This is a genomic window from Rhizobium sp. BK098, assembly GCF_014193155.1.
In the GTDB taxonomy this organism is placed as follows: Bacteria; Pseudomonadota; Alphaproteobacteria; order Rhizobiales; family Rhizobiaceae; genus Rhizobium.
Map to the genome: position 1 here is coordinate 871,569 of NZ_JACHYY010000001.1, position 20,912 is coordinate 892,480.

Genomic DNA, 20,912 nt, shown 5'->3' on the forward strand with positions numbered 1-20,912 from the left:
CTTCTCTGTCTTTGGCGCTCATGGGACAGCGCAAGTGGATCGTATGTGGGCGTCCCCATAACGGATAAGAAGCGAATTCACAATCCGCCTGCGCCTCCTTCCTCGGAATTCCGGCCTCGGCGGGGTGCCAATGCCAGATTCGGGGTCCAGTCATGACCTGTTTTACAGGTTTTTATCTGACGATGGAATGAAGGTGCCGGGTACTTCACAGGCTAGTGAGGCGAGGCATGCCTCTATTCATCGTCACGCTGCGATAATACTACGGCTTCAGCTGGCTGAGAAACTTCGAAAAGACCATTGTGCCTTCCGGCCAGGGGCCGTGACCGGATTCGGTATTGATATGGCCGGATTCGCCGGCATCGATCAGGAGCGAGCCCCAGCTGTTGGCAATATCGTCGGCATGCTCATAGGTGCCGAAGGGATCGTTGCGGCTGGCAATCGTGACCGACGGGAACGGCAGGGGATCGCGCGGGTAGGGACCGAACGTCATCAGATGCTTTGGCCGGATGCCAGGATTGGCGACATCCGGCGGCGCGACCAGGAAGGCGCCTGCGACCTTGTTGCGGAAATGCGGGATTGCATGGATCACCGAGGGAACGCCGAGGGAATGCGCGACCAGCACGACGGGCTTGTCCGAGGCATTCACTTCTTCCGCAATGCGGGCCACCCAATCGTCGCGCACGGGCTTCGACCATTCAGCCTGTTCCACGCGCCGCGCGGTCGAGAGCTTCTGCTCCCAGCGGGTCTGCCAGTGGTCGGGGCCGGAATTCGTATAGCCGGGGATGATGAGGATGTTTGCGTCGGAGGCTTTCATGATTTCGCCGATGTGGAAAAGGGGAGCTCAAATGTCAAGGGAAAAAGGCGACAATTGCGGCAAAATTTGCTATGATTACTGCTGCCGGTAGCGAATGACGATGTCGGCGACCCGTTTTGCCGCCATCTTGCACCGCCAACCGAGCACCACGGTTGAGGAGGAGAGCATTATGACGGCCTTTCACGTCATGGCTGGAGCAGACCACACCTTTACGCGTCCCGCCATCCGTAAGATCGCTATCGCCGATCTCGTCGATGCCCTGAAAATGGGACTTGACGATTTCAGCGAAAAGCCATCGCATTATGTCTTCTTGTGCCTGATGTATCCGATTGCCGGCATTGCGCTTGCGATATGGAGCACTGACCAGAATCTACTGCCATTGCTGTTTCCGCTGATGTCCGGTTTCGCTCTGCTCGGACCCTTGGCCGCGATCGGTCTCTACGAGATCAGCCGACGGCGTGAAAAGGGGCAAGATACGTCGTGGAGCCATGCGTTCGACGTGCGCTTTTCACCGGCGCTGCCGTCGATCATCGTTGCCGGCCTCATGCTGTTCGGCCTGTTCATTGTCTGGCTCTTCGTGGCGCGGAATATCTATTTCATCTACTTCGGCGATGGTGTCCCTCCAACGCTTTCATCCTTCGTCTCGAGCGTGCTGACGACGCGAGAAGGCATGGCGATGATGCTTTGGGGCGATCTGATCGGCTTCGTCTTTGCGCTCGTGGCCCTGGCGACCACGGTCGTTACGTTCCAGCTGCTACTTGACCGTGACGTCGGTGTCGTCGCCGCGATCGATGCGAGTATCCGGGCGACGCTGACCAATCCGGTGCCGATCGCCGTCTGGGGCTTGATCGTGGCGGCGCTGCTCGTTGTCGGCACCATCCCGATCTTTGCCGGGCTGGCAGTCGTCATACCGATCCTCGGCCATGCGTCCTGGCATCTCTATCGCAAGCTGATTGTGACCGAGAGCCGGACGAAGCCGGCATAGGCCGAAGTCGTCATCATTGGAACCGCGGGGCAGTTTTCACGTTGATCCGCATCACAAGGAGATGCGGATCATGGCGCGACTTACCCATATTTTCACCCGTTTCGCAGTCGTGGTTTCGGAATGGACTGGCAAGCCGGTCATTTTCGTGCTGGCGCTGCTTTCGGTGGTTCTTTGGGGAGCCACCGGGCCAATCTTCGGTTACTCCGACACTTGGCAGCTGGTCATCAACACCAGCACGACGATCGTCACCTTCCTGATGGTTTTTCTGCTCCAGAATGCACAGATGCGCGATACGCGGGCCATCCAGGCCAAGCTCAACGAACTCATCCTGACGAGCGCGGCCGAGAACCGCTTTGTCGGGATCGAGAATCTTGACGAAGAGGATTTGAAGCACCTCGACCGGCTGGTCGAAAAGGCGGCAAAGCGCGAATCTGAACAACATCAGGACAAGGCTGGCGAGAGCAGCGAGCATGACCGCGCTATCGCGGCCACATCCGCCAACAACAGAAAGAGGCGGCGCGTCAGCCGCACCGCCTCAAGCAAAGCAAAATCGGAAACGGAAAACTCTAGCCGAAAACCCGCTTGAAGATCGTGTCGACATGCTTGGTGTGATAGCCAAGGTCGAATTTTTCGCGGATATCTGCTTCCGAGAGAGCCGCACGCACTTCCTGGTCGGCCAGCAATTCCTCGAGGAAGTCCTTGCCTTCCTCCCAAACCTTCATGGCGTTGCGCTGGACCAGGCGATAGGAATCTTCGCGGGAGACGCCGGCCTGGGTCAGCGCCAGCAGCACGCGCTGCGAATGAACAAGTCCACGGAACTTGTTCAGATTCTTCATCATATTGTCCGGATAGACGAGAAGCTTGTCGATGACGCTGGTGATGCGGGCCAGCGCGAAATCGAGCGTGACGGTCGCGTCGGGGCCGATCATGCGTTCGACAGAGGAGTGCGAGATATCGCGCTCATGCCAGAGAGCAACATTTTCCATGGCCGGGATCGAATAGGAGCGGACCATACGGGCGAGGCCTGTCAGGTTTTCCGTCAAGACCGGATTGCGCTTGTGCGGCATGGCGGAGGAGCCCTTCTGGCCCGGCGAGAAATATTCTTCGGCTTCCAGAACTTCGGTGCGCTGGAGATGGCGGATTTCGGTGGCGAGACGCTCGATCGAGGAGGCGACGACGCCGAGTGTCGCAAAGAACATAGCGTGACGATCGCGCGGGATGATCTGGGTCGAAACCGGCTCCGGCTTCAGCCCGAGCGCGGCTGCGACATGCTCCTCGACGCGCGGGTCGATGTTGGCGAAGGTGCCGACGGCGCCGGAGATCGCGCAGGTTGCGACTTCCTCGCGGGCGGCGATCAGGCGCTGCTTGCAGCGCTCGAATTCGGCATAGGCGAGCGCCAGCTTGACGCCGAAGGTCGTGGGTTCGGCATGGATGCCGTGCGAGCGGCCGATGGTGACGGTGTTCTTATGCTCGAAGGCACGACGCTTCAGGGCTTCCAGCAGCTTGTCGATATCGGCGAGCAGCAGGTCGCTGGCGCGCACGAGCTGGACGTTGAAGCAGGTATCGAGAACATCGGAGGAGGTCATGCCCTGGTGCACGAAACGGGCGTCCGGCCCAACGATTTCGGCCAGATGCGTCAGGAAGGCGATGACGTCGTGCTTGGTCACTGCTTCGATCTCGTCGATGCGGGCGACGTCGAACGTGGCCTTGCCGCCCTTTTCCCAGATGGTATCCGCCGCCGACTTCGGGATGACGCCGAGCGCGGCCAGTGCGTCACAGGCATGGGCCTCGATCTCGAACCAGATACGGAACTTGGTTTCAGGAGACCAGATGGCGACCATTTCCGGTCGGGAGTAGCGCGGGATCATAGGCTCAAAGCTTTCTTGGCTGACGGAAAGGGAAAACTCGGCGCCCCCATAACAAAGACGGGCGGCAATCACAATGTTTCATGGGCACAATGTTTCAGGGCCTCAATCTCTCTGCCGCGCAAGATAGGCCGAAACAACGATCAGGCATAGCAGGCCGAGCGGCAAAAACAGGGCGAGGCCGAGGACGGCGAACTGGTAGACGGCGCTGGCGCCGGTGAACAGGAACTGCAAGATCCAGATGAGCGAACCGAATGGTGCATGCCAGCGCGAATAGAACCAGCGATAGTCCATGGCGAAAAGGAAGGCCGTCATCGCTGCGGTGCCGATGGAGAGGGCCAGAAAGAAGGCGGCAAAACGCGCGCTGGTCGGCCGCTGACGGGCAAAACGCCGGGTGGGCGGCACAAGGATGGACCAGGCGAGGGCGCCGCCGAAGAAGTAGATGAGCGTAAGGGCGGTGATGTGGCTGGTCAGTAGGCCATTGCGAAAATAGAGGGTAACAAGTGCCGAGGCGGCCGTGGCCGCGCCCCAACCGATCGCGCCAGCGAAGATTCCCAAGCAATGCATAGCGACGGTCCGTGCCCGGCCCGTCGCTATTAGAACATTGGTCGGATTAGTTTGATCCAACGCGGCCTCGCTCGGCGGCCGCCCTGAGATCGCCTACCGTCTGACGGTAGGCGTCGACCGATTCGCCCTTGAAGATCGCCGAGCCGGCAACGAGCACATTGGCGCCGGAAGCGGTGATCAGAGGGGCTGTTTCAACCGAGACGCCGCCATCGACTTCCAATTCGATCGGGCGGTCACCGATCAGGGACTTGGCGCTGCGGATTTTATCAGCCATGGCAGGGATGAACTTCTGGCCGCCAAAGCCCGGATTGACCGACATGATCAAGATCAGGTCGATATCATCGAGGACGTTTTCCAGCACGGAAAGCGGCGTTGCCGGATTGAGGGTGACGCCGACCTTCTTGCCGAGATGGCGGATCGTCTGCAGCGAGCGGTGCAGATGCACGCCGGCTTCGGCATGGACCGTGATACGGTCGCAACCAGCCTTGGCGAAGGCTTCCAGATAGGGATCGGCCGGCGAGATCATCAGATGGCAGTCGAAGGTAGCGGTCGTGTACGGACGCAATGCCTTGATGACATCGGCGCCGAAGGAGATGTTCGGCACGAAATGGCCGTCCATGACATCGAGATGGATCCAGTCGGCGCCGGCTTCTGTCACATCCTTGACTTCCTGCCCGAGCTTGGCGAAGTCGGCGGCGAGAATGGAAGGGGCAATACGGATCGGCAAGGTCATGGGTGGCTGAGCTCCAACTGATTATTTCGCGCCTGGATTACCACCGCTGCAACGGGCAAACAACCGCCAGAACGGCTTGCCATCAGTTCGATGGCGTCGCCGGCACGAAGGCATTGCCCCGCCATTCCAGCAGGCGATAGGGGTTTTCGGTCAATTCGTGGTTTTGTCCGAATGAGATCGGGCCGATCATTGTCTGGAAAACCGTTCCGACGAGCTTTTCGGCAATGGGTTTACTGTCCGTCTTGGCGCCGTCGGCTGCCTGGCTGGCAATCTGAGCCGCTGCTGCGGCCGGTAATGTATATCCGTCAGGTTCGATGCCACCTGCGCGCATCGCCTGCACAGTGGGCTGGGCTGCCGGCAGGCTGGCATAGTCGGGCAGTGCAATTGCCTGCACACCCTCCAGCAGGGGCAGGGGCTGGTCCGCGGCGCGCATGGCGTCGCCGCCCATCAGGACCAGCGGGATGTTCTCGCTTTTCGCGTCGCGGGCGATCACGGCGACATCGCTGCGATCGCCGCCGACGAAGACGCGTGTTGCGCCTGCCTTCTTCAGTCGTCGCACGAGGGCGATCTGCTGGTCCTGTCCGGGACGGTACGTATCGGTGAAAACGGGCTTCAGACCTTTTTCCTCTAGCGCGTTGCGGATCGCGCCGACCAGTTCGCGGCCGTGTATCGTGCCGTCATCGATCAGTGCCATCGGCTCTGCAGCCCAATTCTTCAGAATGGTATCGATGGCCACGGCCGCCTCCGCACTATCGACCGGCGCGAGGCGAAACAGGGGCCAGCCGTTCTTCAACGCATCTTCCATGAGAATGCGCGAGCGAACGGAAACGGTGATGACGGGAATGCCGGCATCCTTGAGACGCGGCAGCGCGCCCTCCAGGGTCTCCGTGCAGAGAAAACCGATTGCGACTTGTGCATTGGCAGCCACCAGCGCTTCAGCGGCGGCTCGGCCGCCATCCTCCGTACAAGGCTCGTTGACGACAGTTGCCGTATCCTGTTGCGCCTGGATCTGGAAATTTGCGCCGGCTATTATCTCTGCCCCGAGCGCCGCGAAATTACCCTCCTGCGGTGCCACGACGCCGATGTGAATTCCTGCGGCATAGCTGCTGCCGGCTGCCGAAAGCAGCGCAAACAGGAGCGGAAGGCGGCGCAGAACGTTCATCGATGGAGTATCCCGGACAATTTTCCTGCCCTATTTATCCGTCTGCAGGGCATCGTCAAAGAAAAAGCAGCAAAATCACTCTGTTTTCAATAATGCTATTGTAGAAAAGCTAACATCTGATCGTCATATTGAATGGCAGGCAAGCACGCCTCAACAAAGGGAGACGGTGGTGCTAGACAGGCAACGTATGGACCCGGCGCTTTATCGCGATGCCATGAGCCGTTTTGCGGGGCATGTGCAACTGGTGACGACGGCGCTCGGTGCGGAGCGACGTGGCGTGACGATCACAGCCGCGTGCTCGGTGTCGGATAGCCCGGCGACGGTTCTGATCTGCCTCAACAACAGCAATGCCAAGAACGAGATCTTTTTCAAAAGCGGCATCTTCGCCATGAATACGCTCGGCGCGGATCATCAAGCCCTGGCCGACGCCTTTTCCGGGAAGACACAACTGACCGTCGATGAACGTTTCGCTGCCGGCAGGTTCGAGACGCTGGTCACGGGCGCGCCGGTGCTTGCCGATGCGCTCGCGACCTTCGATTGCCGCGTGCTCGAGATCAAGCAGGCCTCCACGCATAACATCATCTTCGGCGAAGTGATGGCCATACGCTACAGCGAACCGAAGCCGGCACTCCTCTATATGAACCGGGGCTATCACACGCTATAACCCCTGCAAGGGAGTTATCATGGCGGATCAGACATTACCTTCGCTGCCGAGTTCGATCGATGAGACGATGGCGTTGCTCGGCGCTCATGACTATCTGGCCGGACGCGCGCTCGGCACCGTTTTGTTTCTCGCATTGAAGATGAAGCGGCCGCTCTTTCTGGAGGGCGAGGCCGGCGTCGGCAAAACCGAGATCGCCAAGGTTCTGGCGAAGGCGCTCGACCGGCCGCTCATCCGGCTGCAATGCTATGAAGGACTGGATGTTTCCTCGGCCGTCTATGAATGGAACTATCCGGCGCAGATGCTGGAAATTCGCCTCGCTGAAGCGTCCGGCCTTACCGACCGGGACCGTATCGAGGCCGATATCTTTTCCGAGCGCTATCTGATCCGCCGGCCGGTATTGCAGGCACTGTCCGGTGTCGGCGGTCGGGCGCCGGTCTTCCTGATCGACGAGCTTGATCGCACCGACGAGGCTTTCGAGGCATTCCTGCTGGAGGTGTTGTCCGATTTTCAGGTGACGGTGCCGGAACTCGGAACCATCCGGGCCGCCGAACCGCCCATCGTCATCATCACCACTAACCGGACGCGCGAAGTCCATGACGCCTTGAAACGGCGCTGTCTCTATCACTGGGTCGATTATCCCGAGGCCGAGCAGGAGCTTGAGATCATCCGCCGTAAGGTGCCCGGCTGCAATGAAGTGCTGTCGCGCCAGATCGTCGCCTATGTGCAGAGGCTGCGCACGCTCGACCTTTTCAAGAACCCGGGCGTCGCCGAGACGATCGACTGGGCGACGGCCCTGACTGAACTTGATCGGCTGGCTCTCGATCCGGAGACGGTATCGGATACGCTCGGCACTTTGCTGAAATATCAGGACGATATCGCTCGTATTCAGGGCGCCGAGGGCAAGCGTGTGTTGGATGAAGTCAAATCCGAAATGCTGGCGGGATGAGCCATGGAGCCGGGCGCGCAGGATGGCATCATTGTTGCCCCGTCACCACCCGGTGATGGGCGTCTTGCCGATAATATCGTGCTGTTCGGCCGGGCGTTGCGCAAGGCCGGGCTAAAGATCGGACCGGGGGCGATTGCTGACGCCATAGAAGCGGTCGAGGCTATCGGCATCGGTTCCCGCGAGGAATTTCACGCCGCCCTCTGCTCCGTCTTCGTCAAGCGGCATGAAGATCTTGCCGTCTTTGATGAAGCGTTCCGGCTTTTCTGGCGCTCGCGCGATCTCGTCGCCAAGATGATTGCGATGATGTCGCCCGTTGCACCCGACCACCGGCAGAAGGAAAAACCGAAGCCGGGCGAGAGCCGGGCAAGCGATGCCTTGCTCAGTGACCGTGACGAACGACGTCCGCAGCGCGAGGCGCCTGATATCGAAATAGATTCGCGATTTACCAGCTCCGGCAGTGAGGTACTGCGCCATCTGGATTTCGCCCAGATGTCGGCGGCGGAGATTGCCGTCGCCAAGAAGGAGCTGGGGAAGTTGCAACTGCCGCTGGACCGCGTGCGCACGCGCCGCTTCGCACCGTCACGCACAGCGGCCAAGGTCGATCCACGCGCGACGATGCGCTTGGCGCTACGGACGGGCGGAGCGTTGATCCTGCCACGCTTTCGACGGCCGAAGGAAATTCAGCCGCCGCTGGTCGTGCTGGCCGATATCTCAGGCTCGATGAGCCAGTACACGCGTATCTTCCTGCATTTCCTGCACGTGCTGACCGAGCGGCGGCGGCGTGTTCATACATTTCTGTTCGGAACGCGCCTGACCAACGTGACACGGGCAATGCGCCACAAGGACCCGGATCAGGCACTGGACGAATGTGCGGCGGCGGTGCGCGACTGGTCGGGTGGAACGCGGATCGGCGAGACGCTGAAGGAGTTCAACAGGCTATGGGCGCGCCGCGTGCTGGGGCAGGGCGCGATCGTGCTGTTGATCACCGATGGGCTGGAGCGCGAAGGCGTGGAATTGCTCAGTGCGGAGATGGATCGCCTGCATCGCTCCTGTCGGCGGCTGATCTGGCTCAATCCGCTTCTGCGCTTCGAGGGTTTCGAGGCTCGGGCCCGCGGTGTAAAAGCAATGCTCCCGCATGTTGACGAATTCCGTCCCGTTCACAATCTATTATCTCTGGCCGATCTCGTATCGGCTCTCACCGCCGGCCGCTCGGACACTTATGATCCCAGGCGGTTTTTCGGCAAGCAATGAGGCTCCGATGTCAGATATATCCGAAAGTCTGGATCCGCTCGTGATCGCGGAGGAATGGGTGTCGGCAGGCCGCAACGTGGCCATGGCGACCGTTGTCGATACCTGGGGTTCGGCGCCACGCCCGTCCGGTAGCCATCTCGTTATCGATGGCGAGGGAAATTTCCATGGGTCCGTTTCCGGCGGCTGTGTCGAAGGTGCCGTCATCACCGAGGCACTCGACGTGATCGAAACGGGCAAGTCGCGCATGCTCGAATTCGGCGTCGCCGATGAAACAGCTTGGCGGGTCGGCCTTTCCTGCGGCGGCCGCATCCGCGTCTATGTCGAAAGGCTCGGCTGATGGATCGGCAGATACTGGCGCGGCTGAACGAGATGCGGCGCAAGCGGCACGCGGCAATCCTTGTTACCGATCTCTCCGGAGGCCCGGATCGGCTTATCGTCGAAGGCGATGGGCTGGAAGGTGCATTCGCGGATGCCGCTTCGACGGCGTTTCGTTCGGGCAAGTCCGCAGCACTTGATATCGATGGGCAGAGCCTGTTCTTCAACGTGCATCTGCCACCGCCGCGCATCGTTATCATCGGCGCTGTGCATATCAGCCAGATTCTCGCGCGGATGGCGGCCCTTGCCGACTTCGATGTGACGATCATCGATCCGCGCACCGCCTTTGCAACGCCGGAGCGCTTCGAGGGCATTGATCTCATCGCCGACTGGCCCGTGGATACGCTGAAAGAGCGGCCGCTCGACAGCTATATGGCGCTGGTGGCGGTAACCCATGATCCGAAGATCGACGACGAGCCGATTATTCAGGCGTTGAAGACGAACTGTTTTTATATTGGTGCGCTCGGTAGCCGCAAGACGCATGCCGGTCGCCTGGAACGCTTGAGGCGGGAAGGCTTGAGCGACGCCGAGCTCGCCCGCATCCATGCGCCGATCGGGCTTGCCATCGGCGCTGCCAGCCCGGCCGAAATTGCGGTTGCCATCCTGGCGGAGATCATCGGCTCGCTTCGTGGGCGCGATGTCTCGTCACCAAAGGGCGTTGCGCCATGATCTTCGGTGAGTTCTTGACGGCGGAGGCGGAGGGCGCGGTTCTCGCGCATTCAATCCGGCTGACCAATGGCAGTTTTTCCAAGGGACATCGGCTTGGCGGCGAAGATATAAAGCAACTCGCCGCTGCCGGAATTGATCGCGTTATCGCTGCGCGCATCGAACCGGGCGATCTCATGGAAGACGAGGCAGCCGAGCAATTGGCCCGAGCTGTCGCGCCCGATCATCTGACGTTCTCTGAAGCGGCGACAGGGCGGGTGAATGTTTACAGCGCCGTTGACGGTCTGTTCGTTGCAGATCGCATGGCGGTCGATCGGATCAACAGTCTCGACCCGGCGATCACCCTTGCCTGTCTTGCAGACCATGTACCTGTGCGAGCCGGCGACATGGTGGCGACCTTCAAGATCATTCCGCTCGCCGTTTCCGGAGCCAAAATCGCTGCTGGTGTCGAAATTCTCCGGCGGATGCCAGCTTTCGAGGTCAAGCCCTTCTTGCCGCATGCCGTTTCGCTTGTCGCCACGGAGCTGCCGTCGCTGAAGGCCTCGGTCATGGACAAGACGGCCCGCATCCTTTCGCAGCGGCTGCAGCCTTCGGGCAGCGTGCTGCAGCGGGAAGAGCGTGTTGCCCATAGAGCGGCCGATGTTGCCGGCGCGATCCGTCGCGCTCTCGCCGCGCAGGACAGGCTTGCGAAACTGGTAATCGTTTTCGGGGCGTCGGCGGTCATCGACGCGGGCGACGTCATTCCGGCGGCAGTCCGGCTTGCCGGCGGCGAGGTCATTCAGGTCGGCATGCCCGTCGATCCGGGCAATCTGTTGGTGATGGGCAGGGTGGGCGACGTCTATGTCGTCGGGGCGCCGGGATGCGCGCGCAGCCCGAAGGAGAATGGCTTCGACTGGGTGCTGGATCGTATATTAGCCGGAGAACGACCGACGCCGCAGGATATCAGCGCCATGGGCGTTGGAGGGCTGCTCATGGAAATTCAATCACGGCCACGGCCGCGCGACATCGTCAACAAACCGCCGGCGGCGATATCGGTTGCCATCGTCCTGCTGGCTGCGGGAAAGGCAAGCCGCATGGGCGAAGGTGGCTCGCACAAGCTTTTGGCGGAATTCGATGGCGTGCCTCTGGTACGCCGTTCGGCATCCATCGCCATTGCAAGCGGCGTATCGGATATCGTTGCCGTCACCGGGCACCGGTGCGATGAGATCGAAACCGCACTAAGTGGTCTCGCCGTCGAGGTCGTACTCAATCCGGATTATGCGTCGGGCATGGCCAGTTCGCTGGTTGCAGGCGTCGGTACCCGGGCAGCCCAAAGGGCCGATGGTGTTCTCATCATGCTGGCCGATATGCCCGGTGTCACAAGCGAGGATCTGAAAGCCTTGATATCAGCCTTTCGTCAGGCGAACGGCCAGGCGATCGTGCGGGCGGTATCGGGCGGCAAGCGCGGCAATCCCGTTATACTTCCCCGCTCCGTTTTGAACGCCGTAATGCGGCTGGAGGGCGATGTCGGCGCTCGCCATATTATCGAGACATCGGGTCTTCCAGTCATTGATGTCGAGATCGGCGAGGCGGCACATCTCGATGTCGATACGCCTGAGGCCGTTGTCGCGGCCGGCGGAGTTTTGAAGGGGTAGGGTAGAGAATGGACAATATCGATATCGAGGAGATGTTTCAGTCGCTCGGGCCGATCACCATCAAACGGATGTTCGGCGGCAAGGGCATCTACCATATGGGTCGGATCCTGGCGCTGGAGGTGGGTGACGAAATCCTTCTGAAGGCGGACGATACCAGTGCTTCCGAATTCGAAGCGGCAGGTGCGCGGCGCTGGGCCTACGAGGGCAAGAAAGGCAAGGCCGTCAACATGCCCTATTGGTCGATACCCGACGATGCGTTCGACGATCCGGATGAAATGGCGCGTTGGGTGCGGCTTGCCTATGAGGCCGCGCTTCGCTCGGAGAAGTAGGTCTTAGCGAAAGTCTTCTTCGCTCAAATGGGCGATGGTTGCCTTGGCGAACTCGGAAAGCTGAGCCGGCAATTCGTTTCGACTGAACCATCCGAAATCCGAAAGCTTGTCCGGTTCCATCAGCCGTGGTTCGCCGGAAAAGTCCCGGCAGATATAGATGAGCGAGATCCAGTGCTGCCGATCGGCCTCAATGATGACTTCCTCAGTGCAGAGATAATCGATTTCACCGATGGAGAGGCCGCTTTCCTCTTGGGCTTCGCGAACGGCGGCGCTGGCCGCCGGTTCCATATGATCCACCTTGCCGCCGACGATACTCCAGCATCCGGCTTCCGGTGCCTTGAGGCGTCGGTAGAGCAATAGCTTGCCGTCCCGCAAGATTGCGAGACCGGTTCCCAGTCCTGGGAAATCGATGCCGGGCTTGCCCAATATTCAGATCCCGAAGTTGGACGCTAGCATCTCGCTAGCCGATTCGCTGCGTATCTGAACTGGATATATCAGGCCTTGGCGTTTGCCACGATGAGCATGAAAGCGGGAATATCGTCGCCAAAGCCAACCGGAGTCGGGCCATCATCCTGATCGCGATAACGGTTGCGGCGCTCGCGATGATCGTCATTGGCAGCGGGGAAGGGCCGGTGGCTGTTGCGAGAACCGTTATGGGATCTGTTATTGTTGTTCTCAGACTTGCGCTCGTTCTTCACGCTTTCGGCCTTTGCTGGTGCTGCTTCGATCACTACGACGTCATTATCCTCGACGTCGATATCAGATTTATGACTCGAGGCGTTGCGGCCTCCACGGCTGCGATCTCGATCGCGGCCCTTGCCCTTCTGGTCACGACGGCGGGACAAGCGATTGTCGTCCGCGCTCTCGTCAGCCGGCGGAAGAGCCGAAAGATCGCCGTTCAGCCACTGGACATCTTCGCCGATCAGCTTCTCGATGGCATCGACATGCTTGGTGTCGCGCTTCGTCACGAGAGTGAATGCAGCGCCGGAACGACCGGCGCGACCGGTGCGGCCGATGCGATGGACATAGTCTTCCGAATGGATCGGAACATCGAAATTGAAGACGTGACCGACATCGGGAAGATCGAGACCCCGAGCTGCGACGTCGGAGGCGACGAGAAGCTGGATCTGTCCATCACGGAAATTCTGCAACATCGTCGTGCGCGAGCGCTGGTCCATATCGCCGTGTAGGGCGCCAACGGAGAAGCCGTGACGTTCGAGCGAGCGGAAGAGATCGGCCACATCCTTCTTGCGATTGCAGAAGATGATCGCGTTCTTCAGATCCGTCTGGGCGCGGATAAGATCGCGCAGGGTGGCGCGCTTCTCGTAATCCTTACCGTGTGAGGCAACGAAGCGCTGCGTCACAGTCTTGGCGGTCGATGCCGGCTTGGCGACTTCGACGCGCTCCGGGTTCTGCAGGAAGCGATCGGCCAGCTTCTGAATTTCCGGCGGCATGGTTGCCGAGAAGAACAGCGTCTGGCGCGTGAAGGGGATGAGCTTTGCGATGCGCTCGATGTCCGGGATGAAACCCATGTCGAGCATGCGGTCGGCTTCGTCGATGACGAAAATCTCGACGGCGCTCATCAGCAGCTTGCCGCGTTCGAAATGATCCAGAAGGCGGCCGGGCGTGCAGATCAGCACATCAGCGCCACGCTCGAGCTTGCGGTCCTGCTCTTCGAAGGAAACGCCGCCGATCAGAAGGGCGATGTTCAGTCGATGATTCTTGCCGTACTTCTCGAAGTTTTCGGCGACCTGTGCCGCGAGTTCGCGCGTCGGCTCCAGAATGAGCGTGCGCGGCATACGAGCGCGAGCGCGTCCCTTTTCGAGCAGCGTCAGCATCGGCAGCACGAAGGACGCGGTCTTGCCGGTCCCTGTCTGGGCAATGCCGCAGATGTCGCGGCGCTGAAGCGCAAAGGGGATTGCACCGGCCTGGATAGGAGTCGGTGTGGTGTAGCCCGCGTCAGTCACCGCGGAAAGGACTTTTTGGCTCAGGCCAAGGTCAGCAAATGTTGTCAAAGGGAAATCTAATTCCGTCTTGGTTCAGTCGAACACCATGAGTCGACACACAGGAGCGTGCCGCAATGCAGCGCGACATAGAACCAAATACCCGTGAAGTCAAGGAAAGCAGGCGCTTCAACAGGCCTGAAGTTCACTCATAACGCAATTTTTGGATTAGTGCCATCTTTGTTGCGCGTTTGTCACAATTCCGGCAGCTAAATTGCGCCCAATCCGCTGATGTAACTTGCGAGTTTCGTGCCGGCACCAATGAAATACATCGGGTCTATGGCATGTCCGTTCTCGCGCACTTCATAATGCAGATGCGTTCCTGTCGAGCGCCCGGTGCTGCCGGCAAGACCGATCGCATCGCCGGCGCTGACCTTGTCGCCGACTTTGACGAGCACCTGTTCCATATGTCCATAACGGGTGGAGATGCCGTCGCCGTGGTCGATCTCTACCATGTTGCCATAGCCGCCAGTCCAGCCCGCCGAAACCACCTTGCCGGGGGCGGTGGCCTTGACCTTCTCTCCGGGGCTGAAATGGAAGTCGGTACCGGTATGGAGAGCCAGCGTGCCGAAGAAGGGATCCTTGCGGTTGCCAAAAGGGCTGGTGATAAGCTTTCCCGGCGCCGGGTTGCGGAAGGGTAGGCTTTCGGCTGCGCTCCGCACTGTTTCCAGATGTGTTAAGGCGGCATCGAGCTCCGCCATGGATCGCTCGAACTGGTCGATATTCTCAGGCGGCACATAAGGGCCGCCCACACCGCTATCCGTATCTTCACGCGCAATGCCCGCGATCTCGTTCGGCAGCTTGATGCCGACATTCTGCATGATCGACTGGATCGAAGTCGCGGTTTCGGATGCATCGGCGGTGAGATTGCGGATGCGGGACAATTGATCCTGTTCGATATGCTTCAGCGACAGCGTCACCTTGGAGAAAACGCGATCGGCGCGGTCGGCGACGGTTTCGGGGGCAGGGACGTAGGCAAGCGTGGAGTTGTCGGGTGTGGCGTCAGCCGGCTTGCCGCTCAGGAGAAGCTTTTCGATTGCCTTGGGTGACGTCAGCTGGGCATGTTCATTCTTTGGCGCGGCAGAGTTGGCATCCGTATGCGCGTTCTTATCGGTCAGGCCGGAGTTCTCCGCCCGGTCGAGAAGAGTGCTGAGCTTGCCGTTGCGTGAGGAGAGTTGCTGCTGCTGTTCGATCAGCTTGTCGACCTTCTCCTCCACGACCTGCTGATCCAGGAGTTGACGGGAGGTAACACGGTCGACCTGCGCCCGCAGCGCGGCGATGCGATCTTCATAGTCATATTGCATGCGCGCCTGGCGAGCCATCGTCGCGCCGATGAGATCGTCGCGAAGTACAAGATAGGAGGTTGCAAGCAGATAGCCGATCGAGAAGACCCCGACCATGCAGACGGTAACGGCAGCCATCCACGGGCGCACGGTCATATGGCGCACGGTATCGCCGCTCGCCAGAATAATGGTGTGATGTCGCTGTTGCTTGCCGAAAACCCGGTTTTGAGGCTTGGCTGTCACCGAGAATCTCCCAATCGGCGCGTATTGGCACCCAGGGGAAGTACATGGCATTATGGTTAACGAATGCTTTCTTTTGCAGTATTAGATGCTGGAAAAACTGCTTGTTATCAGTATATCAGGCATTGCTTTTGGACGTCAGGGAACGGTAGAAGGATGGCGTCAGCCCTGCTTCCGCCCGCGCGATGTCATTGAAGGGAGCTTTCAGCGAACCACGGAAATTGGCGCGCACCAGCTCCTGGAAGGTTCGGGCCGGATCGCGCTTTTCCCGCGCGCACAGGAAGCGGAACCATTTGGCGCCGACGGCGACATGGCCTTTCTCGTCATTGTAGATGACGTCGAGTATGGCGGCGCTCTCCAGGTCGCCGGTTTCACGCATTTTGGCCTGCAGCGCCGGCGTCACGTCGAGGCCCCTGGCTTCGAGAATCAGTGGTACCACGGCCAAGCGGGCTGTGAGATCGGTGCGGGTCGCATGGGCAGCCTGCCAGAGGCCGTCATGGGCGGGCAGATCGCCATAATCCGCGCCGAGTTCGCGCAGGCGAGCCCGCACCATGCGAAAATGCTTGGCTTCCTCGAAGGCGACCTGCATCCAGCCGTCGAAGAAGGAGTTGGGGACCGGTCCTGTCGCAAAACGCGCGACGATATCGAGCGCCAGATCGACGGCATTCAGCTCGATATGGGCAATGGCATGCAGGAGTGCGATTCGGCCTTTCAGCGTGTGCAGCGAGCGCTTCTCCATGTTTTTCGGCGGCACCAGCTCCGGCTTTTCCGGCCGGCCAGGCCGATCGGCGAGTGGCGGGTCGAGCGGCGAACGCAGCGACAGGGTGCGCGCAAACCAGCGGTTTGCCGATTCCTGGGCAAGCTCGGTCTTGCGATCGAGATCGGCCGAACGGATCGCGGCAATGGCGCCACCGCGTAGCGACGTGATGGTTTCGGAACTGCCGGACATGCCTTCAGAGTTCCTTGGCCGCGGCCAGAACGGTTTCGGCGTGTCCAGCAACCTTGACCTTGTCCCATATTGCAGCGACGCGCCCATCGGCGTCGATCAGGAAGGTCGAGCGCACCACACCCATATAGGTGCGGCCATACATGCTCTTTTCGCGCCAGACGCCATAGGCCATGGCCATGGTCTTTTCTTCGTCTGAGGCAAGCGGCACGGAAAGCGCATGCTTCTTGACGAATTTTTCATGGCTTTTCACCGTGTCAGGCGAGACGCCGAGAAGGGCGACGCCGAGCCTTGCGAAATCGGCTGACAGTGCCGTGAAGGTAATCGATTCCGTCGTGCAGGCGGTGGTGTCGTCCTTGGGGTAGAAATAGATCACCAACGGCTTTCCGGCAAAATCGGCAAGGCGAACGCGATCGCCGCCGTCGCGTGGAAGATCGAAATCCGGTGCCTTATCGCCAATGCCGAGTTGAACTGGGAAAACTTCCGCCACGGGAAAACCTTTCTTTTGCCGGTTTTTTAGATGACACTTGAGGGAAGGCATATATACTGCTCGCGTGTGCCGTCCAATGGGACGCAGCGTAACCAACAAAATTGTAGAGAGCGAAAGGCACGCGCAGGAGTGATCCGAGGCGAAAAGATAACATTCCGCAAAAAGGATCTCGTGCCGCTCGACAATCTGCCGTCCGCCCAAGCCGAGGATCCGTTGATCGTGCATGTGCCGGAGCGCGTCCGCCGTCGTCGCTCGCATGTCTGGCATGTTTGCCGTATCACACTGGTTTTCTTTGCTTTTCTCGCCATCATTCTCGGTGCTGTCATAGCGACGATCGAAAGCGGCATCTTCGATGCGCCGCTGTCGCAGAAGGCGCAGACTGCGCTCGATCATGCCATCGGCCCACGTTACAAGGCAGAGGTGGGCGCGACCGTGGTCCGATTTACCTCGGATCTCCGCCTGGCGTTGGAGGCTCGCGACGTCAACGTCGTCGACCAGGAGAGCGGCAAGCATCTGTCGACGATGTCGGCCGTCAACATGGAACTTGACCCCTTGGCCCTCATTGAAGGCCGGGTGGAAGTGGCAAGTGTCGCGGCAGAGGGGATCGCGCTCGATACCTCGCTGCTGCCGCAAGGCGACCCGGTGGATTTGACTGCCCTGCGCGTTGATGCCTTACCCAAGGCACTGAATGCGGCTTTCGACAATCTCGACTTTCTCGAACATTTCGTCCAGCGAGGCGGCACGAATTCCGTGCGTATTTCCGGCTTCTCCATGAAGCTGGCGCGGCAGGAAGGCGAGCCGATCTCGCTTGTCGTCGATAATCTGACCTTCGAGCGCACTGCGCCGAATTCTCTGCATCTCTACGGCGAGGTGGCGATCAATGGTTCCGTGGCGCTTCTGGATGTGCGGGCGGATCAAAAGGAGGCCGGTCGCAGCTCTTCGCTCGCGGCCAGGATATCCAATCTCGACCTTAGGCCGCTCACGATGGCCTATGATCCTAATGGTACGCCCCGACAGGGCTTCACGACCTTCGGGGACATCACGCTTTCGGCGGTCAAAGGAGAGGCGGGTGTAGATCCGAAGCTGAGTGCCACCGTCAAAGTTCAGCCCGGCACCCTCTATATGGACCATGATCCGCAGGAGCTGACGCAGGCCAATATCAACCTGGCCTACAATTTCGATCACCAGACCCTGGAGATTGCCCCCTCCAATGCACAGTTCCTCGGGACGACCGTGCCGTTCTCCGGCGCGCTGATCGATCTCGACCGCGTCGACGCCAATGCAGGGAAGGGCTTTGGCATCGACTTCGTGATCAAGGATGGGGTCGCCGCCTCGTCTCTGTCAGGGGAGAAGCCCATCAGCTTCGATGGTCGTGCTACCGGCCGGTTCTTTTCGACGACCAAGGAATTCCAGTTCGATAATCTCGGCATATCGACACCACAAGGCGCGCTTTTCGGCTCCCTGCATATGAAGCTCGGCGACAGTTCGCCTGAGATCAGTTTCGGCGGCCGCGCGGATAAGCTCGACACGGCTGCCGTCAAGCAGCTATGGCCGTTCTGGATGGCCTCGAAACCTCGAACCTGGGTCGAGGGCAATCTCTTCGGCGGATCGGTGACCAACGCCGTCATATCCGTTTTCATTCCGGCTGGCCGGCTGCGTGAAGCGTCACAGACCGGTAAGCTGCAGCTTGGCAAGAATGAGCTGCATATCGCCTTCGACATCGACGGCGCGCGGATGAATGTCCCGGGCGAAATCCCACCATTGCGCGACACCAAGGCCCATTTCGATCTGACCGGTCCGAATATGGTGGTCGATATCGCCTCGGCGACCTCCTATTTCTCCACGGGGCGCACGATCACGCTGAGCGACAGCAGCTTCTCGATCCCGGCGACCTACGATAAGCCGCTGATGGCCAATCTCGATTTGACGATTTCGGGCTCCGGCGACGCCATCGGCGAACTTCTGAGCTACAAGCCGCTGGAGGTCCTCCAGCGGACCGAATTCAAGCCGGAGGATTTCAACGGCAAGATCGTCGCCAAGGTCGATGCCAGGATAGGGTTGATCAAGGATCAGCAGCCGCCTCCGCCGGAGTGGCGGGCGACACTTGATCTCGACAATGTCGATCTGCTGAAGCCGATGAACAATCGCAAGATCGACAATCTGACTGGCGTGATTTCGGCTGATCCGCAATCCGTGCATCTGCAAGCCCAGGCTCAGATCGATGGCATTCCCGCCCAGATCGACATGGTCGAGCCGACCGATAGCAAGTCGACCGTCAAGCGCGCCCGGGTGATCACGGCAACGCTGACCGATGCGCAGCGCAACACCGTTCTGCCTGGACTTCGCGATATGATCGACGGGCCGGTCAAAGTGGAATTGACGCGCATTGATGACGATCGTCAGGGCGTGAAGGTCGATCTTGGCAAGGCTGCCCTGACCGTTCCTTGGATCGGCTGGTCGAAGGGCAGCGGCATTGCGGCGACTGCACAGTTCGAAGCATCCGGCCCGGACAGCCAGACGGCGCTCAAGAATTTCACGCTCAAGGGCGATGGCTTCGGCGCCAGCGGCGATCTTCTGATCAGCAAGGGGAGCCTTACCTCGGCGAGTTTCACCAGCGTGAAACTTTCGGCGCTCGACGATTTCGCGCTTTCGCTCAAGCGGAGCAAAAGCGGCGGCTATGACGTCGCCGTATCGGGAAATTCCGCTGACATAAGACCGATCCTCGCGCGCCTGAAGGCATCCACGTCGGGCGGCCAGCAGAGTTCAAACGGGGATGGTTCGGCGAGTGCGACGGTTCGCGCCAATCTCGACAAGATCATAGGCTTCAATGACGAGACGATCGGCAATGTCAAAGGCGTTTATTCGATCTCAGGCGGCAAGACGACGGCTGCGGATTTTTCGGGCTTGACCCGTAGCGGCGAAGCGCTCGTCACCCAGATGAGCAAAGGGGCCAACGGCGTCATCCGTATCACGAGCGGCGATGCAGGCGCCGTTGCGCGCTTCACCGACCTCTACAAGCATTTGCAGGGTGGGCTGCTCAATCTGTCGCTGCGCTCGATCGGGCAGGATGACTGGGACGGCTCGCTCGATATCCGCAACTTCTCCATCATCGATGACAAGAAACTCTCGACCATCGTGTCGACGCCGAGCGGGAAGAACGGCAAGAGCCTGAATTCGGCGGTGAAGCAGAATATCGATACGCGTTCGCAGAGCTTCGAGCGCGGCTTTGCGCGGCTGGTGATGCGCGATGGGGTGCTCTCGGTCGAGAACGGCGTGGTGCGTGGTGTGCAGGTCGGAGCGACGTTCCAGGGCGTGCTGAAGGACGCCAGTGGCAAGATGGATATGACGGGAACCTTCATGCCCGCCTACGGCCTGAACCGGCTGTTCGCGGAAGTTCCGATCGTCGGCTTCATCCTGGGCAATGGCAGCGATCGCGGTCTGATCGGCATCACCTTCAGGCTGACCGGTACGATCGAGAAATCGAACCTACAGATCAATCCTCTCTCGATTATCGCACCGGGCGTTTTCAGGCAGATATTCGAATATTGAGGCGGACGGCGCTAAGGCCTCCATCTTTCGGTAGCTGAGGCAGAGTGGATCATTTTTCTTCCGCCAGCCGCTCGCGTATGTGCTCCGGCCCGCCGTTCATGCGCTTGGCGAATGGTCGATCAGGGTCGACGACACGCCAGAACGGAGCCGCGCGGCTTTGGCTGATCTGCACCAGATGTCGCTGAACGGTGACAGGGCAGCAGGCATCTGCGCCATACTGCCTGGCAAGCGCCTTTCTGACGTCCGCAATATCGGACAATCGACCCGGAGGTGCTGCCCAGAGCGCGTGAGCGACCATCTCCTCATTGGGAATCAACATGCTTTGCGTAGAGCTTCGGCCCTTGCGCCTTGTCTTGATCACCGGCAATTCATCCATAATCCACCTCCAAGGTTGGAACCTTAACAGAGGA

At 60.0% G+C, this 20,912-nt stretch carries 21 protein-coding genes; 10 read left to right on the forward strand and 11 right to left on the reverse strand.

Translation table 11 applies throughout. The features are described from left to right. Positions 1-259: 259 nt before the first annotated feature. Positions 260-814 carry an alpha/beta hydrolase gene (locus tag FHT73_RS04185; protein ID WP_183709987.1) on the reverse strand — a complete coding sequence of 185 codons (555 nt, stop codon included), beginning with the start codon at positions 812-814 and terminating at the stop codon, positions 260-262. A gap of 169 nt (positions 815-983) precedes the next feature. On the opposite strand from FHT73_RS04185, the gene FHT73_RS04190 reads away from it, so the two are divergent. Both FHT73_RS04190 and FHT73_RS04195 read left to right on the forward strand, forming a co-directional pair. Further along, positions 984-1,799, forward strand: a complete 816-nt coding sequence (locus FHT73_RS04190) for a DUF2189 domain-containing protein (protein ID WP_112606500.1) — start codon at positions 984-986, stop codon at positions 1,797-1,799. A 70-nt stretch (positions 1,800-1,869) separates the two neighbouring features. After that, the gene (locus tag FHT73_RS04195; RefSeq protein WP_183709989.1) at positions 1,870-2,385 is read left to right on the forward strand and encodes a low affinity iron permease family protein; all 516 of its coding nucleotides are present in this window, start codon (positions 1,870-1,872) and stop codon (positions 2,383-2,385) included. Here FHT73_RS04195 and purB read toward each other — a convergent pair. The 4 genes from purB to FHT73_RS04215 form a co-directional block, all read right to left on the reverse strand. Next, complete coding sequence (purB, locus tag FHT73_RS04200; protein ID WP_183709991.1) at positions 2,366-3,667, reverse strand: adenylosuccinate lyase; 1,302 nt, start codon at positions 3,665-3,667, stop codon at positions 2,366-2,368. The two genes, FHT73_RS04195 and purB, sit on opposite strands and share 20 nt — an antisense overlap. A 102-nt stretch (positions 3,668-3,769) precedes the next feature. After that, positions 3,770-4,231 (reverse strand): hypothetical protein, encoded by a 462-nt coding sequence (locus tag FHT73_RS04205; RefSeq protein ID WP_183709993.1) that lies wholly within the window; start codon positions 4,229-4,231, stop codon positions 3,770-3,772. A gap of 46 nt (positions 4,232-4,277) precedes the next feature. Then, positions 4,278-4,964: a ribulose-phosphate 3-epimerase gene (gene rpe, locus FHT73_RS04210; protein ID WP_112334753.1), complete on the reverse strand. Its 687-nt coding sequence runs from the start codon at positions 4,962-4,964 to the stop codon at positions 4,278-4,280. 82 nt (positions 4,965-5,046) lie between these two features. Next, positions 5,047-6,126 carry an ABC transporter substrate-binding protein gene (locus FHT73_RS04215; protein ID WP_183709994.1) on the reverse strand — a complete coding sequence of 360 codons (1,080 nt, stop codon included), beginning with the start codon at positions 6,124-6,126 and terminating at the stop codon, positions 5,047-5,049. Positions 6,127-6,313: 187 nt separating this feature from the next. Between FHT73_RS04215 and FHT73_RS04220 the strand changes: the two genes are divergently transcribed. The 7 genes from FHT73_RS04220 to FHT73_RS04250 are packed head-to-tail and all read left to right on the forward strand — an operon-like array spanning position 6,314 to position 11,991. Further along, entirely contained in the window at positions 6,314-6,790 is a 477-nt protein-coding gene (locus FHT73_RS04220; RefSeq protein ID WP_183710162.1) for a flavin reductase, read from the forward strand. A gap of 19 nt (positions 6,791-6,809) precedes the next feature. Next, on the forward strand, positions 6,810-7,736 hold the full coding sequence (locus FHT73_RS04225; protein WP_183709996.1) for a MoxR family ATPase: 927 nt from the start codon (positions 6,810-6,812) through the stop codon (positions 7,734-7,736). 3 nt (positions 7,737-7,739) lie between these two features. Further along, entirely contained in the window at positions 7,740-8,987 is a 1,248-nt protein-coding gene (locus FHT73_RS04230; RefSeq protein WP_183709998.1) for a VWA domain-containing protein, read from the forward strand. A 7-nt stretch (positions 8,988-8,994) separates the two neighbouring features. Further along, positions 8,995-9,324 (forward strand): XdhC family protein, encoded by a 330-nt coding sequence (locus tag FHT73_RS04235; RefSeq protein ID WP_015340028.1) that lies wholly within the window; start codon positions 8,995-8,997, stop codon positions 9,322-9,324. After that, positions 9,324-10,031, forward strand: coding sequence for an XdhC family protein (locus tag FHT73_RS04240; protein ID WP_183710000.1), 708 nt, complete (start codon positions 9,324-9,326; stop codon positions 10,029-10,031). The genes FHT73_RS04235 and FHT73_RS04240 overlap by 1 nt, the downstream gene beginning before the upstream one ends. Further along, a complete protein-coding gene (locus FHT73_RS04245) occupies positions 10,028-11,662 on the forward strand; it encodes a molybdopterin-binding/glycosyltransferase family 2 protein (RefSeq protein ID WP_183710002.1) in 1,635 nt (544 codons plus the stop codon). Before FHT73_RS04240 ends, FHT73_RS04245 begins: the two co-directional genes overlap by 4 nt. An 8-nt stretch (positions 11,663-11,670) precedes the next feature. Then, entirely contained in the window at positions 11,671-11,991 is a 321-nt protein-coding gene (locus tag FHT73_RS04250; RefSeq protein ID WP_112334760.1) for a TfoX/Sxy family protein, read from the forward strand. 3 nt (positions 11,992-11,994) lie between these two features. Here FHT73_RS04250 and FHT73_RS04255 read toward each other — a convergent pair whose 3' ends face one another. The 5 genes from FHT73_RS04255 to FHT73_RS04275 form a co-directional block, all read right to left on the reverse strand. After that, positions 11,995-12,417 (reverse strand): NUDIX domain-containing protein, encoded by a 423-nt coding sequence (locus FHT73_RS04255; RefSeq protein ID WP_112401185.1) that lies wholly within the window; start codon positions 12,415-12,417, stop codon positions 11,995-11,997. Between the two features lie 68 nt (positions 12,418-12,485). Beyond that, complete coding sequence (locus tag FHT73_RS04260) at positions 12,486-14,006, reverse strand: DEAD/DEAH box helicase (RefSeq protein WP_183710004.1); 1,521 nt, start codon at positions 14,004-14,006, stop codon at positions 12,486-12,488. Between the two features lie 197 nt (positions 14,007-14,203). Then, the gene (locus tag FHT73_RS04265) at positions 14,204-15,520 is read right to left on the reverse strand and encodes a peptidoglycan DD-metalloendopeptidase family protein (protein WP_183710005.1); all 1,317 of its coding nucleotides are present in this window, start codon (positions 15,518-15,520) and stop codon (positions 14,204-14,206) included. 115 nt (positions 15,521-15,635) lie between these two features. Next, entirely contained in the window at positions 15,636-16,466 is an 831-nt protein-coding gene (locus tag FHT73_RS04270) for a ferritin-like domain-containing protein (protein ID WP_183710007.1), read from the reverse strand. 4 nt (positions 16,467-16,470) lie between these two features. Beyond that, entirely contained in the window at positions 16,471-16,953 is a 483-nt protein-coding gene (locus tag FHT73_RS04275) for a peroxiredoxin (protein WP_183710009.1), read from the reverse strand. 129 nt (positions 16,954-17,082) lie between these two features. Here FHT73_RS04275 and FHT73_RS04280 point away from each other — a divergent pair, with 129 nt between their 5' ends. Continuing rightward, positions 17,083-20,502 carry a DUF3971 domain-containing protein gene (locus tag FHT73_RS04280; protein WP_183710011.1) on the forward strand — a complete coding sequence of 1,140 codons (3,420 nt, stop codon included), beginning with the start codon at positions 17,083-17,085 and terminating at the stop codon, positions 20,500-20,502. A gap of 49 nt (positions 20,503-20,551) precedes the next feature. Here the strand turns inward: FHT73_RS04280 and FHT73_RS04285 are convergent, their stop codons facing one another. Beyond that, positions 20,552-20,878 carry a hypothetical protein gene (locus FHT73_RS04285; protein WP_183710013.1) on the reverse strand — a complete coding sequence of 109 codons (327 nt, stop codon included), beginning with the start codon at positions 20,876-20,878 and terminating at the stop codon, positions 20,552-20,554. Between the last annotated feature and the right edge of the window lie 34 nt (positions 20,879-20,912).